General features: G+C 46.9%; 11 protein-coding genes. 6 read left to right on the top strand and 5 right to left on the bottom strand.

What is annotated here, in order from left to right; genetic code table 11:
* Positions 1 to 87 precede the first annotated feature (87 nt).
* Both ACLUWI_RS06050 and ACLUWI_RS06045 read right to left on the bottom strand, forming a co-directional pair.
* Positions 88 to 6,705 (bottom strand): mucin-binding protein, encoded by a 6,618-nt coding sequence (locus ACLUWI_RS06050; protein ID WP_412138125.1) that lies wholly within the window; start codon positions 6,703 to 6,705, stop codon positions 88 to 90.
* Between the two features lie 581 nt (positions 6,706 to 7,286).
* Positions 7,287 to 7,640 (bottom strand): hypothetical protein, encoded by a 354-nt coding sequence (locus ACLUWI_RS06045; RefSeq protein WP_412138126.1) that lies wholly within the window; start codon positions 7,638 to 7,640, stop codon positions 7,287 to 7,289.
* Positions 7,641 to 8,011: 371 nt separating this feature from the next.
* On the opposite strand from ACLUWI_RS06045, the gene ACLUWI_RS06040 reads away from it, so the two are divergent.
* On the top strand, positions 8,012 to 8,764 hold the full coding sequence (locus ACLUWI_RS06040; protein WP_412138127.1) for an alpha/beta hydrolase: 753 nt from the start codon (positions 8,012 to 8,014) through the stop codon (positions 8,762 to 8,764).
* A 1,167-nt stretch (positions 8,765 to 9,931) separates the two neighbouring features.
* On the opposite strand, the gene ACLUWI_RS06035 is transcribed toward ACLUWI_RS06040, so the two are convergent.
* Entirely contained in the window at positions 9,932 to 10,261 is a 330-nt protein-coding gene (locus tag ACLUWI_RS06035) for a DUF5388 domain-containing protein (RefSeq protein ID WP_048344700.1), read from the bottom strand.
* Between the two features lie 15 nt (positions 10,262 to 10,276).
* A complete protein-coding gene (locus ACLUWI_RS06030; RefSeq protein WP_272222841.1) occupies positions 10,277 to 11,113 on the bottom strand; it encodes a ParA family protein in 837 nt (278 codons plus the stop codon).
* A gap of 766 nt (positions 11,114 to 11,879) precedes the next feature.
* On the opposite strand from ACLUWI_RS06030, the gene ACLUWI_RS06025 reads away from it, so the two are divergent.
* Positions 11,880 to 13,418 (top strand): replication initiator protein A, encoded by a 1,539-nt coding sequence (locus tag ACLUWI_RS06025; RefSeq protein WP_412138128.1) that lies wholly within the window; start codon positions 11,880 to 11,882, stop codon positions 13,416 to 13,418.
* Between the two features lie 212 nt (positions 13,419 to 13,630).
* Positions 13,631 to 14,398, top strand: coding sequence for a hypothetical protein (locus tag ACLUWI_RS06020; RefSeq protein WP_302176671.1), 768 nt, complete (start codon positions 13,631 to 13,633; stop codon positions 14,396 to 14,398).
* Between the two features lie 120 nt (positions 14,399 to 14,518).
* On the opposite strand, the gene ACLUWI_RS06015 is transcribed toward ACLUWI_RS06020, so the two are convergent.
* On the bottom strand, positions 14,519 to 15,124 hold the full coding sequence (locus ACLUWI_RS06015) for a sigma-70 family RNA polymerase sigma factor (protein WP_412146582.1): 606 nt from the start codon (positions 15,122 to 15,124) through the stop codon (positions 14,519 to 14,521).
* 228 nt (positions 15,125 to 15,352) lie between these two features.
* On the opposite strand from ACLUWI_RS06015, the gene ACLUWI_RS06010 reads away from it, so the two are divergent.
* The 3 genes from ACLUWI_RS06010 (at position 15,353) to ACLUWI_RS06000 (ending at position 17,226) form a co-directional block, all read left to right on the top strand.
* Positions 15,353 to 15,820, top strand: coding sequence for a hypothetical protein (locus ACLUWI_RS06010; RefSeq protein ID WP_302176672.1), 468 nt, complete (start codon positions 15,353 to 15,355; stop codon positions 15,818 to 15,820).
* Positions 15,821 to 15,991: 171 nt separating this feature from the next.
* Positions 15,992 to 16,183, top strand: coding sequence for a hypothetical protein (locus ACLUWI_RS06005; protein ID WP_033934828.1), 192 nt, complete (start codon positions 15,992 to 15,994; stop codon positions 16,181 to 16,183).
* The gene (locus ACLUWI_RS06000) at positions 16,153 to 17,226 is read left to right on the top strand and encodes a PfkB family carbohydrate kinase (protein WP_412138129.1); all 1,074 of its coding nucleotides are present in this window, start codon (positions 16,153 to 16,155) and stop codon (positions 17,224 to 17,226) included. Before ACLUWI_RS06005 ends, ACLUWI_RS06000 begins: the two co-directional genes overlap by 31 nt.
* Positions 17,227 to 17,244 lie beyond the last annotated feature (18 nt).

Below are 17,244 nucleotides of genomic sequence, written 5' to 3'. Positions count from 1 at the left end.
ATTTTAGAGTAATTAATCAAGCCTATCACAAAAATAAAAGGGCAGGTTGGAACTTATCCAATCTGTCCTTTATTGTTCTTCAGAGTCTTAATGCTCCTGCTTCTTCTTGTATCCCATTAATCCCAGCATGCCTAAGAAGCTGGCAATACCAAGCGAAATCAAGCCCTTTGCCTCTTGCTGATCATTACCGGTTTGCGGCAGCGATTGTGCTTGAGTCGACTGGTTCTGACCATTGTTTTCTGTTGCAGAACTCATCGTGGATTGATTATTGGTCTGGTTCGACTGGTTCTGACCATTGTTTTCTGTTGCAGAACTCATCGTGGATTGATTATTGGTCTGGTTCGACTGGTTCTGGCTATTGTTTTCTGTTGTAGAACTCGTCGTGGACTGATTATCGGTCTGGTGCTCGTTAGTCACCGTTCCATTGCCATTCTCACTGGATGGCTGTTCAGGACCGGTTGGCGTGTTGCTGCCTGGATTCGATGGTACTGTGCCATTGTCGTCAGACTTAATCGGAACATAGACAATCTTGGTATCAGAGCCGGGGTCATTAGGCGTGATGCTTTCAACCGTCTTCTTGTAACCTGGAATGTCAGGAACCGGCGTAGCAAATCCTTGAGTTGGATTGTTTGGATCATTGTTATACGTTGGCGTTGGCGCGTTTGGAATTGGGTTGCCATTCGAGTCTACTGGAATAAGGCTTCCCAATTTGTGATAGGTAACGATGGTCGTTGAAACCGGATTGTCCGGCGTAACCTCGGCGCCTGCTACATGTTCAATGTCCGCATAGTAGCCAGGGATGACTGGTGTTGGGACTCCTTGATAGCTGTGGTTCTGCTCAGTCCAAGTTACCTCACCAGTTGCTTCATTCTTTTCACCAGTAAACGTGTAGTCGTTTTGAATGCTTTCCGCTGGCGTCAGATCGCCGGCACCTTCATACTTAACCGTTTGGCTTGTCGGTACCGTGACTTCATTAATGATTGGCGTGTAGGTGATCTGAGTGTTGGCGCTAGGATCATCCGGCGTTACCTCAGTGGTCGTCGTCGTGTACCCAGGAACTTTCGGAACCGGTGTCGTCGTGGTCTTGGTTGGATCACTTGGATCGTTGCTGTAGGTTGGCATTGGCGCGTTTGGAATTACGTTGCCTTCTGGATCAATCGGTACGATGCGGCCTAAAGCACGATACTTAACCGTAACTTCTTCGGTTGGGTGTTCCGGCGTCAGAACAATATTGTCAACGCTTGCGACATCCGCGTAGTAGCCAGGGATAACCGGCGTCGTGACAGGTTTGTAGGCGTGGGTTGCCTCATCCCAAGTTGTCTGGCCAGTTGCCTCATTGCTCTTGCCAGTGAACGTATAATCATTTTGGACATTGTCCTTAGGCGTCAAGTCTCCGGCACCTTCATATTTAACCGTTTGGCTTGTTGGTACCGTGGCATCCTTAATGATTGGTGTGTAGGTGATCTGAGTGTTGGCACCAGGGTCATCCGGCGTTACATCAGTAATCGTCGTCGTGTACCCAGGAACTTTCGGAACCGGTGTCGTCGTGCCCTTACTTGGGTCTTTTTGATCGTTGTTGTACGTTGGCGTTGGCGCGTTTGGAATCGTGTTGCCTTCTGGATCAACCGGAATAATCTGTCCTAATCGATGATAGATCACCGTTGTTATTGATGTTGGGTTATCAGGAGTTACCTTAGCGCCATCAACGCTTGCGATATCCGCATAGTAGCCCGGAACAACCGGTGTTTCAACTGACTTATACGTATGTTCTTCCGCATTCCAAGTCGTTTGGCCGGTTGTCTCGTTGGTATCACTAGTAAACGTAAAGTCATTCTGGACGCTCGGGTTAGGTGTCTGATCGCCAGCACCCACGTAGTTGATGATTTGGCTACTTGGAACCTTGTTAGTCGAGATAATTGGTGTGTAAACAACCGGAGTATCCCCATCAGGAGTAGTAGGCGTTACGCTGCTTTCTGACTTATTATAGCCTTTAATATTCGGAGTTTCGGTTGTCGTCGCCTTGGTTGGGTCATTTGAATCATTCTTATACGTTGGAGTTTCCGCCCCAGGAATTGGATTACCGGCTGAGTCAATCGGAACGATCTTGCCCATTGGCTTATAGGTAACTGTTATCGTTGAATTTGGATTATTAGGGGTTACCTCAGCACCATCAACGCTTGCAATATCCGCGTAGTAACCAGGGATAACTGGCGTCTTAACTGGTTTGTAGGCGTGGGTTTTCTCATTCCAAGTCGTCTTGCCAGTTGCCTCATTGCTCTTGCCGGTAAACGTATAATCATTCTGGACATTGTCCTTAGGCGTTAAGTCTCCGGCACCTTCATACTTAACCGTTTGGCTTGTCGGTACCGTGACTTCATTAATGATTGGCGTGTAGGTGATCTGAGTGTTGGCGCTAGGATCATCCGGTGTTACCTCAGTGGTCGTCGTCGTGTACCCAGGGATGTCTGGGACTGGCGTCGTTGTGGTCTTGGTTGGATCACTTGGATCGTTGTTGTAGGTTGGCATTGGCGCGTTTGGAATTACGTTGCCTTCTGGATCAACCGGTACGATGCGACCCAAAGCACGGTACTTAACCGTAACTTCCTCGGTTGGGTGTTCCGGCGTCAGAACAATATTGTCAACGCTTGCGACATCTGCGTAGTAGCCTTCAACGACCGGCGTCTTAACTGGTTTGTAGGCGTGGTTTGCCTCATCCCAAGTCGTTACATTAGTTGCCTCATTGCTCTTGCCAGTGAACGTATAATCATTCTGGACATTGTCCTTAGGCGTCAGGTCGCCGGCACCTTCATACTTGACCGTTTGGCTTGTTGGCAATGTGGCATCCTTAATGATTGGCGTGTAGGTGATCTGAGTGTTGGCACTAGGATCATCCGGTGTTACCTCAGTGGTCGTCGTCGTGTACCCAGGAACTTTCGGAACCGGTGTCGTCGTGGTCTTGGTTGGATCACTTGGATCGTTGCTGTAGGTTGGCATTGGCGCGTTTGGAATTACGTTGCCTTCTGGATCAACCGGTACGATGCGGCCTAAAGCACGATACTTAACCGTAACTTCTTCGGTTGGGTGTTCCGGCGTCAAAACGATGTTGTCAACGCTTGCGACATCCGCGTAGTAGCCTTCAACGACTGGCGTCTTAACTGGTTTGTAGGCGTGGGTTTTCTCATTCCAAGTCGTCTGGCCAGTTGCCTCATTGCTCTTGCCGGTAAACGTATAATCATTCTGGACATTGTCCTTAGGCGTCAGGTCGCCGGCACCTTCATACTTGACCGTTTGGCTTGTTGGCAATGTGGCATCCTTAATGATTGGCGTGTAGGTAACCTTAGTATCTTCACCTGGATTGTCAGGCGTTACCTCTTGTAATGACTTTTCATATCCCTTAATATCCGGCGTCTTGGTCGTCGTCGCCTTAGTTGGGTCATCTGGATCATTTTCGTATGTTGGAGTTTCCGCGCCAGGAATTAGATTGCCATCCGAGTCAACTGGAATGATCTTGCCCAGTGGCTTGTAAGTGACTGTTACCTCTGCATTTGGTTGGTCGTGCGTTACCGTCTGTCCTGGAACGACCGCCGTGTCCGCGTAGTAGCCTTCAACGACCGGCGTCGTGACAGGTTTGTAGGCGTGGGTTTCCTCATCCCAAGTCGTCTTGCCAGTTGCCTCATTGCTCTTGCCGGTAAACGTATAATTATTCTGGACATTGTCCTTAGGCGTCAGGTCGCCGGCACCTTCATACTTGACCGTTTGGCTTGTTGGCAATGTGGCATCCTTAATGATTGGCGTGTAGACAACCTCAGTATCCGAACCAGGGTTATCCGGCGTTACCTCGGTTACCGTAGCCGTGTAGCCAGGGATTTCTGGAACCGTTGTCGTCGTAGCCTTGGTTGGGTCCTTTTCATCGTTGTTATAGGTCGGGGTAGAAGCGCCAGAAATTGGGTTGTGGTTCTCATCAACCGGAATGATCTTGCCCAACGGCTTGTAGGTAACCGTTACCGTAACATTCGGCTGCTCATGCGTTACCGTTTTGCCTTCGACGCTTGCGACATCCGCGTAATAGCCTTCAACGACTGGAGTATTAACGGAATCATACGTGTGATCTGTTACGTTCCAGAATACTACACCTGTTGCCTCGTTGGTCATTTTATAAAACGTGAAATCATTCTGCACGTTCGGTCCTGGTGTCTGGTCACCCGCACCTTCATACTTTACCGTCTGGCTTGTTGGTACTTCCTCTTGAGTAATAATTTGTGTGTAGACAACTTCAGTATCCGAACCAGGATCATCCGGCGTTACGCTGGTTTCTGACTTCTGATAGCCTGGAATATCCGGAGTATCAGTCGCCACAATCTTAGTTGGGTCTTTTTTATCGTTATTATAGGTTGGAGTAGAAACGCCAGGAATTGGATTGCCGTCTGAGTCAACTGGAATAATCTTGCCCAGTGGCTTGTAAGTGACCGTTACCTCTGCATTTGGGTGATCAGGCGTTACGGTTTGACCAGCGATTCTTTCGGCATTTGCGTAGTAGCCATTAACAACTGGAGTATCAACGGAATCATACGAGTGCTCTTCCTCATCCCAAGTCGTCTTGCCAGTTGCCTTATTGTTCTTGCCAGTAAAGATATAACCATTCTGGACATTGTCCTTAGGTGTCAGGTCGCCGGCACCTTCATACTTAACCGTTTGGCTTGTCGGTACCGTGACTTCATTAACGATTGGCGTGTAGACAACCTCAGTATCCAAACCAGGGTCATCCGGCGTTACCTTGGTTACCGTAGCCGTGTAGCCAGGGATTTCTGGAACCGTTGTCGTCGTAGCCTGGGTTGGATCGTTTTGATTATTGTTGTACGTTGGGGTAGTAGCTCCAGAAATCGGTTTGTGGTTCTCATCAACCGGAATGATCTTTCCCAACGGCTTGTAGGTTACTATCACCTCTTTATCTGGATCGTGTAGCGTAGCCAGCTGACCCGGAGCGACCGCTTTATCTGCGTAGTAGCCGTTAACGACTGGAGTATCAACATCATCAAATATATGACTATCTTCATACCAGTTTATATCGTGAGTGACTTCATTAAGCTCACCAATTATAGTGTAATCTTGCACTTCCCGTGGCGGGTTAGCATCGCCAGCTCCTTGGTAGATAACAGTTTGAGTGGTAGGCTGCGATATGATAGTAATAATCTGCTTGTAGTAGTAGACAATGTTTCTGGTATTCGGCTTCCAAGAATTGGCAATTGTAATAATCGTTCCGTTGGTCGAAGTCCCAGTCGAGGTTTCATATGACGGAACAATAATATCCACAGTTTGTCCAGGCTTGATTCCCGTGGCTGCTTTGCTGGATGTCTTCCCATCATTTATAAGCAGGTCATTTGTCTTTCCGTTGTAGACTGCCTGTGCCGAGATGCTGGCCGTGCCGTCAATTCCGGTAATGGTAACCGTATATTTCACCACGACGCCTTGACTAGTAGTAGTAGTGCCAGTGTAGACGGATCCTTTTCCTCCATAGTTGGAAGTCGAGACAGTCCCTGAATCATTGGATGGCGCGATGATTTCATACCCTGCTGCTGAAAATGGAACAGTCGTGTATTGAGAACCGACCAGAATATTTCGCTTAATTGTCGCAAAAACATTTTTCCCAGTCGTTAAGTCGATAAATTCAATCGTCTGATCCGTATATGTTGGCACGGAAAATGTTACCTTTTGGGATGGACTGGTTAACTGAGTGTTTGTGTAATGATATGTAAGCTGCAGCGATGAACTATCATTAGGCGTCATTATAATCTTGCTGCTCGATGGGTACTCAATTGAGACTGAGCCAAGCTTTGTCGTTTGTCCTTGTGTTAACTGAACACTGTCTTTTTGAACGTATGTATCGCCTGTTTTTTCAAAGTAGGTGACGATAAGCTGATCGTCTGTCAGATTCTTGGTTGCTACGTAACTGCCAATCTCAGTATTGTTGCTAATGTCTTTAACATTGGCAAACGTATAGTATGTCTTGCTGTCTGAATCAGAGAACTTTGGCACTGGTACACCATAGTCGTCGGGCTGCTTCAGCGTTGTCGTCCAGTTATCCGGCAACGGGTCAGTGCTGCTGATGTTTAATACTCCGTTAGTAATAGACTTCCCACTATAATATTTCGAATCTGAGTATATGCCAGCAGTATAGTTTGACCAAGCGACTCCCGCGTAGTTTCTTGCCACGTCTTTCGGAATCTCTACCTCTGAACTCGCAGTCGCGGTAGCCAAAGTATTGACTGTTTGAGGACTTGCCACCAATGACTGGGCAACAGTTGACGCCGATACTGCCGTACTGTTAGTTACCGTTGCGCTGCTCAAAAGATCCGCAGTATTTACTGATGTACTAGCGGTACTTGCTGAACTCGCCAATGAACTGTTATCGCTCACTGCACTTGCTGACGCGCTATTCACGACCGTAGACGCGTCACTTGCTGAAGCGGTCTTTGAAAGGACAACGCTTTGCGAATCAGTACTGCTGGTCTGATCGGTACTTGTCGTGACATTTACTGAAGTATCGGTTGGTACTGTATCAGCTGATGCTGTCCCAGCGGCACCAAAAAAGAAGATGGTTCCAATGAGCACTGAGACTGTTCCAACGTTCAAGCGTCGTAGTGAAAATCGCTGCCTCCCATCAGCCATTTTCAATTCCTGTAATCTCTTATTATTTTTGGAATACATAATCTTGCCCCCTATATATCAATGAATATTGCACTATTTTGACTTCGACGCCATCCTCAAATATCCATTCGTCACTTATCAACCTAACAAGGATTTAAAAATTTTCCTCAAACGACGCTAAAGTCAATGTGGATACCACTTCGAAAGCGTTATCCCAAACATCTAAAGCTTAGCACAAATCCTTAAAAATATGAAAGCATAATGTTTTGAAAGTAGACATTTTATTTATATTAATTATCAAGAGAAAACTATTCTTGTTTCAACAGCCTCATAGCGACTCTTGGTATCTTTAAGATATGAAAAGGATTCAAATAAAAAAAGGGAGTTGAGGGATCTAAAAGATATACTTCAGTCTGATTTTTTCGACTACAAATCGTTCAAAGAAAACAGCGCTGCTTCAAGCCTTACTTAAGCTCAAAACAGCGCTGTGATCAGGTTCTTATTAATTTTTCAAATGTTGTATTCCTTTATTTATCGCGGCATGTTATTTACCGTATCAGATAAATAACCGCATCACGGTATACAACTATTTAATACTTGGCTTTCCAACAATTGAAACAAGGCATAGCTAAGAAGGGGGGCTAGGCTGCCTGCTCATCGGTCATGGCTAGTTTCTGCTGCAGCTCGGCCCGCACCTGGCACAGAATCAGGTAGTGCTCCGGTCGATTATAGGACGTCGGGCCTTCTTTCATGAGATCGGTCTCACCATCAATCAAACCATTCATCAGCGTGCAGACATAGATGTGCGTCTCAAGCGTCATGTCATCTGTCTGCTTGGATCTGGTCAGCACCCGCTCCGCTAAGATCAAGCAATCAAGGTACATGTCGTAGATTTGCTGATTATAAACGTTATGATCGTTCATCGCACTAAGGCGTTCAAACTTATCCATCATTGCGTCGTATACCTGGGTAAACATCGCGGAAACATCAAACATCGCAAAGTCCTCCTTTGAACATAAAAACCGCCTGGACCAACTCTGGCCTGGGCGGCTTCTTTAAGGGAACTTAATGAAAGTAAATTATCACCAAGCAATCAACCTTGAGATAGAATGATCATCGGCCGCCGATCAGCCCCATATCCAACCGGCTGTCTGCATCATAAAACATTATTATCAGCCGTGCCTATCAAGTTTGAACCAGCTTAAACAGTCAAAATTGATAGTTTTAAATATAGTTATATTATAGTACAATTGTATATTTGAAACCATCAAAACATTTTAAAATTGCCGTTTTACTGATAAGATTAATCAAGAAGTCGCTTACAGGCACTGCTTATTATCAAGACAAAAAGAAAGGCGATCTGCCAATGGAAAAAGAAATTAAAATTGTTCGGGATGGTCTGCGATTGCATGGTCTGATCGATATTCCCGATCAAGAAAAGTTTGATCTGGTTATTTTGATGCATGGCTTTACTTCTGATCTCGGCTACACCAAACGCCGTGTCTTTTATGATCTAGCCCCAGCCTTGCGCAAAAAGGGTCTTGGCGTGCTCCGCTTTGATTTTAATGGACATGGAAAAAGCGAAGGCTCGCTTGCAGATATGACGATTCTCAATGAACTGTCCGATGCAAACGCGATCCTTGATTTTGCTCTGCATCTAAAGGGCGTTCGTCGCGTTTATTTATTGGGCCATTCGCAAGGCGGCGTTATTGCCAGTTTGATGGCTGCTTACTATCCTGACGTAATTTCAAAGCTGGTTTTAATGTCTCCGGCTGCCACGCTGATTGATGACGCGCGACTTGGCATCTGCCAGGGCAGCGTCTATGATCCTCACAATATCCCCGAAAAGATTACGGTTAAACAGAAAACGATCGGCGGCTTTTACTTTAGAACCGCGCAGCTATTGCCTTTGTATGATATCGCTAAACACTATGAGGGGCCCGTGTGTCTGATACACGGCACGGATGATACCGTTGTTAATCCAGTGGCCTCGCTTCGGTACAATGATGTCTATAAGAACAGCACGCTAAATCTGATTCCAAACTGTGATCACTCCTATCTCGATGAGGAAAAACGCCAACAGGCAATCAAGATCGTCTGTGACTTTTTAACTAAATAAACCGTTGAGCATGGCATGATATCGGTCATGCTTTTTTAGTCAATAAAAAGCCGCGCTCTGGGATGGAACGCGGCGAGGAAGATAATCTGAAAAAGCGTGAGGGGTAAGGGGATGGCTGCTTGATCGTTCATCCGGTAAGACTTATTTCAAGCAGCGTTCTCTCTTCCGCCCCTCTATCTATACTCTATGCAAGGTATCGAGTTTCGCACTTTTTAATTTCAATTTTTTTAAGTTAATGGCAAGTTGAAAACGTCCAATTATGACAATCTCAACTTGGCAATTGAGACCTCGTACGAGCTAAAATAAGTCTCTGTCATGTCTGCTTATTTTGTATATACAGTTTGGTGAAGCCTCGCGATATGGAATCAGCTTCAATAATGTTTTAGACATTGGATTGAAATCCTACCATGGAATTGGTTAAAGATTATAATCTGACCGACTCAATCCTAATCCAATCGCCGCTTAATTTCATATGTTTATAATTCACTATTCACAATCTACAATTCGCAATTTACTATTTACAATTCATTATTTACATTGTAGAAGTTTATCGAATAGTTAAACCATCGTTGATGCAATAGCATTATGCATAAGCAAACAATCTACTATTCACAATCCATGATTCACTATCTACAATTTACAATTCACTATTTACATTGTAGAAGCTTATGCAAGAGCCATTCAGTACTCTCCATTAAGCTGCTAAATTCATCATTATCCAGCCGATTTTTGGCGCTGAAATTTTACGCCAAAAAGGAATTGCTGATGTTATTCAAGACTACATGCACTAATACATGACCGACATGTCCTGTATATACAACAGGTGCATATGCATCACCCCCCAGGCCGGCGGAGCGTGAGCGGAACTAGGGGCTCACTCGAGGCGACGGTAAGCATGGCACATGCGGCCCGCCGGAGAGGAGACCCGTGAAGCGGAAGCGGAGCCGGCCTGGGGAAGCGCTAATACAACGGAACATAAAAAAGGCCCCAGAATCGATTAGCTCGACTCTTAGGCTGTTGGTCGCTCGCCATATCTTTTGGTCCCGTCGCTACATTAATGGATGCTTACTCTCAATAAACACTAAAGGCCTGACTCCAGTTGATCCTGGAATCAGGCCTTTTAAGCTTACATATTTATCTAAACATGTCGAGTTCCCGCGGCAAATGCTACTTATTGCGTGACGTCAGCATGTCCTTTTCTTCCAAAATGCGCAGAATCTGGTAGAAACGTGACTGATCACTGTTTGGCAGCTGGTCCACAGCCGCGCTGATCATCTTCTTTTCCAGCTCGCGCACGTTCTTGGCCGCGCCAACGTTAACCAATGCCGTCAGCTGATTGCGAACGTGGTTGTCGACCCGCACGTTGGTAGAGTAGGTAACCTGTTCAGAGTTTTGAACGATGTCTTCGCGCTTGACCTGTTTTTCAACAACAAAGTCCGCGCCGTGCTTCATTTCTGGACGTTCATCCTTCTTCATGTCGTGATTTAACAAGCCCATTTTAAATCGCTCCTTTTATTGATTATCCTTTTCTTGCTTGCCCTTGTTCAGTCGTTCGATGATTTCCTCGGCGACCGCTTTGTACGCATTTTGCGTCTTGCGGTCCCAGGCATCCTTGTCGTTGTCAGTGATCCCGGTCATGTCCATCCGCTTAACCCGTTCCATGATCGTGATGTGGCTGTCGAAAATGTTGTCCTCGCCAAATTCCTCGCTTGCCGACTGAAGAATCTTGGCATCAACGGAAGAGTCGCGCTTGGACAGCACTGGCAGCAGACCGATAACGTCAACCTTGGATTGGAAGGAATTGATGATTACCCGCTGCAGATATTCAAGCAGGTATTCGGCACCAACCAGGGAACGTTCCTGCGTCTGCAGAACGATGATGATCTGATCGCAGGCGTAGAAGGCCGTATCGTTGGAAAGTCCCAACGTAGGCGGAACATCGATAAAGATAAAGTCGTAATGATCAATCAGCTGTTCTTCAAGCAGCTTGCGGAAGTAGGCAACACGGCTCTTTTCATCAGATTCCTTATTCTCAAGAAAACGGCCGTACAAAGAGAAGTCAACCGCCGTTGGAATCAGATCCAGATTTTCATTGATTGACAGAATCGCGTTGGTCAGCGGTTCCTCATTCTGCAGCACCGTCATCAAAGACTTGTTGATCGTTGCCACGGCAGACTGGCCACGCGTCTTGGTCTTCAAAAAGAGCTGCGTGATGTTTGCCTGGGGGTCAAAGTCGATGACCAGCGTCTTGTAGCCGAGCTTGGACAGGTTGTAGCTGACCAAAGCAGTCGTCGACGTCTTCCCGACACCACCCTTTTGATTGCAAAAGGACATTACGGTAGCACTCATTATTTTTCACCTCATCAATAGTTTTTTCGCTGTTTCGCTAGTTATCAAAAATATTATATCAAACTTTCTCGCTGTAAATAGCAAATAATGAATAATTAATTGTGAATTGTTAACATTGACAAAGTTTTTCTAATCTATTCTGACACAAGGGATTTCAAATTAGCAAATTTTCTCTCATTCATCTTCCACATTGTAAATTGTTAATAGTGAATTGTAAATAGTTAACTACCCGAAAATCGCTATTGATTTAGGAATATTTATGTGTAATTATTACTTTAATGATCGATATGAAAACCACATGGAGTTGTTAGAGAATCGATCATCCAAAACGGTTGGTCTTGAAGGCGTAAATCGTTTTGAACTTTGTTAGATCAAGACTGCAAAATTTAATCGATATCGGTTAAAATGTCTTTGTAACCGCTTTAACCAAAATGATTAGAATAAGCAGCAGAATGTTCTTTATAAAACATAAAACGAATTAGAGATTCAGGCAATAAAAAAAGAATCATGAGTGGCCGCTCATGATTCTGAGATTATCCTGAATACTCAAGCACTGCAATCATGATGCTATAATGTAAAGATTGAATGTAAAGATTGAGATATCCAGTTTGATTTATTTTTTAATGTAGTCACATTATAGCATTATTGAGTGCGTTCATCAAAGGCAATTGGCTTGGTCGCATGACTTTTGCGAATTGCTGAAAGTGCTTGAGTGTTTTTGAGATAGTCTCTTTCACTGCCGCTGGTAAGGAAGGAGATTTTTTTTATGACTTCAAAATTTGTTAAAGTCGAGCTGGACCTGCTCCAAAATGACAACTATCGAAAACTCGATGGCAACTCAATGCTGATGTACTCTCTCTACCGCTCACGACTTGATGGCTCGATCCGCAACGCGCAAAACGGCAACCCGCGCTTCATCGACAGCAACGGTCAGCCATTTATCTACTTCACCAACGATGAGATGGCCGACTTGCTGCACACGTCTCGTCATACTGTGACCAACGCTCGGAAAAAGCTGATCAAGTTTGGTCTGATTCATGTTGAACGAACCGGAATGAGTGAATATCGGGTGTACGTCAACAATTACGTGCGGAGTGCAAAATGTGAACACCGCGAAAACACCCAAAACAGCTATCAAACCCCGTCATATCAACAATTCGCTCGGAGTTCAAAATCTGAACCCAGCGACGTGCAAAATGTGAACACAAGTAAGACAAAGCTATTACATAACTATCTAGACAACGTAGATTCGATTGATTCCTCCGCGAAAAATCGCGAGGAAAAAATTCAAAACGAAACTATCAACATCGCATCCGTAAATAAATCTGACGATACGCACCAGCCAACAGCCGCTGATAATCAAAAGACGAAGCCATCGACTGAGCCGATTGAAGAACGCTCTTTAGGACTCGTTGACGATAATGATCTGGATTTTGCGTTCGCCCTGTATCGTTCTCAGTTTGGACATCTGACCAACTATACGGCTCGTTATCTGGAGAGTCTGCAGAAACAGTTTGGCGCCAGAATGCTGAGCTGTGCCATCAAACTCAGCAAAAGATACTCTATCAGCAATCCACCGGCCTATATCGCCCAGATTCTCTACACGGATCGCGCTAATGGCATCACCAATCTGGACGACATGGTCTATGATCACCTGAAGGCTGCTGAATTCCTGGACGCAAGCTTTTCAACTATGAACCAGAATCGTAAAAAATTCCGGATCATGACGCAGGAGATGCTCAGCCAGTTCCGCAACGCGCCTAAGATTCCAATTCTCAAACTGCCGGAAGACGACACGCCAAGCACTGTACAAAGCCATGCAGCGTCTGAATCAGAATATGAGTTCCGTAAAGTGCCGATCATGCCGTCAAAGCAGAATTGGCAGTCCAGCAATCCCGTTAACGCAAACAGCTCAAATTTCACGTGTAACTTTGACCAGAACGCTCAGACATCTAACGCGATGAACGATGCCGTTGTCCAGACAGGCGATCAAAACGATCAATTTGCCGACTATCCGGCAGACTGGCTGACGAAGCGGATCGCCAACGAAAAAAACGCGCCGCAGTCCAACGACGCTCAGCAGCGAATCGTCGAACAGGCGATTGGACAGACCGCGGCTGAATTTATGGACGCCTATCCTAAAGCCACGCCAGATGACAAGCGTCGTTTCGCGTCATCAGCAAACACGGAGCAGCAGTCGCCAAGTCCAGAGCACGGAAACTTCCAGCCGCCATTTTCGCTTAAGGATTTCAAAAAGCAGATTTTCGGCCTCAAGCAGAACGGTCTCAATCCTGGAATGGCATAGGCAAAAATCGGCAATAAAATTCTCGTCGGGCGACTAGACCAGTTATACTTTTTTGTTTTCAAATGCGTTCACAAACCTTGATTTCTTGGACGTATACTAAAAATTTGATGAGAACTCCCTCAGAACCATTGTAAGCACATACAACCCTTGATAGCATGAGGAATGGAGCCGTCTTTTTGGCTCAGAATCGTACTTTAGGGGAGGAGTATTCCATGAAAAAGACGTCTAACGCTGAATATGCCGATGACCGGCTGATTGATCTGCGTCAGCTGGATCATCTGCAGTTTGATGACGTGCATGAGGCCTATCACCTGGACTGGAGCAGCATGCTTCTGCTGATGCGCTGGCTTCATGACGGCGAGGACAGCACGATCGTTATTGACCGCCGCGGACGCTTACTGAACGTGGAGCGACGGTATTCGGAACTGATCAGCGAGCTGTCCCAGGAATATCATGTCTATCGCAACACCATGGCGACCTTGTACAAGAAGACCAATGCTCAGTCGATGGGGTGCATCTCGGGTCGGCATCGGCTGGTACCACTGACTGGGCTGCGCAATCGGGCCGTGATCTTTATCTGTGCCGACAATCTTTCGCCCCATGGCTTCGACAGTTCGCGCAGGGGCTGTTCCGTCTTGTCGTTTGACGGCTATGATCACCAGACGATTCGCGTGATGATTAATGTCGCTATTGATACGATCAAGCGCAATCTTAACGCGGCTGCCAAGATCAGTCACGCGCTGATCGAGCATCTGGAAATGGTGCGGAAAAACTACGAGGGCGAGCGCTGCTGTGAGAGGCATCCGGACTTCAATCACCTTGATGATCTGCATCAGCTTGAGAATCGGGTCCGCTATGAGGTGCTGGAAAATGCTCTGGACAGCATCGCCAACAAGCTGTATGGCCACCCCATGGATGAGGAGTTCAAGCGGCTGCTTAAAAAACAGCTGATCGCTCCTTACGATGGCACCAATCACTGATCGCGTCTTGGAATTCTCTAGCTGACCTGCCAGACTCCAAACAAAAACAGCATGCCTTGTTTTTCAAGACATGCTGGGAGAGATTCGAGGTAGTCAAGTTTTTAGGGATTATGCAAGAGACTACGCGATGTTTGGCGGCGCGCTGTAAATGGCCCTTGCCTTTTCGATTACGCGCTTCTTCACGTAGGAGACGGCCTGTGGTGTGGTCTGCCAGCGCTCAGCAATCTCTTTGTTGTTGAGGCCAAGCTCGATGACGCACCGCAGATACGAGTTCTCTTTTTGAGTTAGATAAGGCCAAAGCCGGCGCCACAGCTGTTGAGCGGCGGTTCGTTCGATCAGAGCGGCATCGCAGTCTGAATCAATGAGCCATTCGCTAGCGTTCTCACCATTCAATTCCGCGTCCAGACAAAGACACTGATGATTGGCGCGAACTTTTTGGCGTTTGAAACGATCCTTGAGGTGCCAGTCGATCCGTTGGAAAGCATAATGCGAAAATGATGACTGGTCTTTTTCAGGGGAACCTGGGAAGTCGCGATAGGCTTCCGCATACCAGCCCATTGCTTGCTGGGCGAGGTCATCGAAATCCTGATGAGATCGATAAATTCCACGATATTTTAAAGCGCCGTAGATAACCAATAGTCGCTGCTTGTCGGCCACCAAGAAGCGATAGCCATCCGTAAGGGACCGTTCTGCTTCGGATATCACCTTCCATCTGTAAGTTTGCAAGAACCTCAATCATGATAGCGCTTTCTATTAGCGGTTGGCGCGGATCGAGCGAATGAGTATGATTTGGGAACGAATTACCCCAAATCAGCGACGCTCAGCACGCGATGAGAGCTGTCAGCGTGATTGACGGTGTTTTCACTGCTGTCAACGCGCGGCTGTTCTCATTTGCCGCCGATTCGTTCGCGTCACGCCAGAAAACGCGTCAAATACTTGCAGAGGGGTAATAGCATGAATAATGATCTTAAAGGACGCATTGACCGCGTTTCATTGGTTTCGCTCAACCTGGCCTGGGGGTTCATGAACAAAAAGTATGGTCTGCCCGAGACGCGGCCAAACAACCCGTATCATGAGACTGAGCAGCATCTGACCATCGATCGGAACGGACTGGTGCGATTTAACTCGTTCTACATCGATGGCCAAAAAGAAATGGTCACGCCGATTCGCAGACAGCGCTTCTTGATGAAACCGGAGCAGATCAGTCGGCTGTTTGCTTATCTGCATGAGATCTTTGACGGAGGCTATCCGCCATACACGATCACGGATGGGCCAACCTGGCATCTGGCCATCGCCAATCAGCAGGGCCAGATCTATCAGTACGAGGGAATGATGGTCCAGGATGAGTGGCTGCTGGGACTCAATGGAGTTCTGCATGAGTGCGTTGATGAGATTGACGGCTTGTGGGGTGTGGAATGCTGAAGCTGTTTTGATTGATGACTGACGGCCAAAAACGCGGTGCTTAGATTTTGCAGATATGAATTGATCAGCGTGTAGGTTCGGATGGCGGCTTGAATTCTCGATTCTTTGCCATGACTGCTGATTTCTGCTTTAATTGTATTTGATATTTTCAAGAGAGTTTGAGGAAACATGATGAGCGATGAATTGAGAGAACAGACTAAAAATATTGAGTCGCTGCGACTGCGCGCGGCTGCCGATCTGTATATCAGTCAGATTGATGACCTGGATACGCTGGACCGGCTGCAGCGGCTGGTCGATAAAAGAAGACGCGAACTCACCGAGGGGATGACATCTTGCCAACAGAGCGCGAAAAGCAGATTCTAGACCTGATTCGGCAAAATCCGATGATCTCGCAAAAAGAGCTGGCGGAAAAGCTTGGCATTACCAGGCCGGGCGTGGCTTCGCACATCTCGCGGCTGATCAAGGAAGGGCTGATTCTAGGCAAGGGTTACGTACTGCCTAAAAAAGAATACGTTACGGTGATTGGTGCCGTGAACATGGACATCTATGGCATCGTCAGCGACTATCCGGTGGTCTTGAAGGGATCCAATACTGGCCACGTGACGACACAGCTGGGCGGTCTGGGCAGAAACATTGCCGCGAACGCCGCCGCGCTGGGGTTGGACACCAATCTGATCACGGTTTTCGGCAGCGATGACTATGGTACCCGCTTCAAGGAGGATGCCTATCGCCGCGGGATCGACATCTCATATTCTAAGCAGCTGCCGGATCGTAAAACGTCGGTCTATCTCTACGTCAATCAAGGTGATGGCGAACGGATCATCGGCGTGGACGACATGCGGATCAATGAGTTCATCACGCCCAGGTTTCTGGAGCCGCGGCTGGCGGGCATCAATGCCGGCAAGGCCGCGATCGTTGACTCCAATCTGCCGGCGGAAACGATTCGCTGGCTCTATGATAACGTGCGCGTGCCGATGTATGCCAAAGCCGTTTCGGTAACCAAGACGCCGCGCCTGCTGCAGGACAACCTCAATCTCGAGGGCCTGGTCATTAATGGCGTGGAAGGATCGTTTATGGCCAATGTCAAGATCATGGACATTAATGACGCCAAGCAATGCGCTGAGAAACTCTATGATATCTTCAAAACGCGGATTTATCTGTATCTGGATCAAATGGGACTGGTTATGGCCGATCGGGATGGCATGCTCTATCATGGCTACGAGCCCGGCCTGCATGTGGAGAACACGAATGGCGTCGGGGCTTCCATGACGGCCGCGCTTGCCTATGCTCAGCTGCGTCATGAATCGCTGGACGACACGCTTGACCTGATGATCAAAATCGGTGGGCTGACGATGGCCACTGGCAAAAGTGTCAGCGATCGAGTTGGGACGCTGCTGGAAAATTAAATGAATCTAATATCAGAA

Origin of the sequence: Limosilactobacillus mucosae (assembly GCF_046939755.1) — a bacterium.
In the GTDB taxonomy this organism is placed as follows: Bacteria; Bacillota; Bacilli; order Lactobacillales; family Lactobacillaceae; genus Limosilactobacillus; species Limosilactobacillus mucosae_A.
Note: the sequence above shows the minus strand (reverse complement) of the source record. Positions and strands in the feature narration are given on the sequence as shown.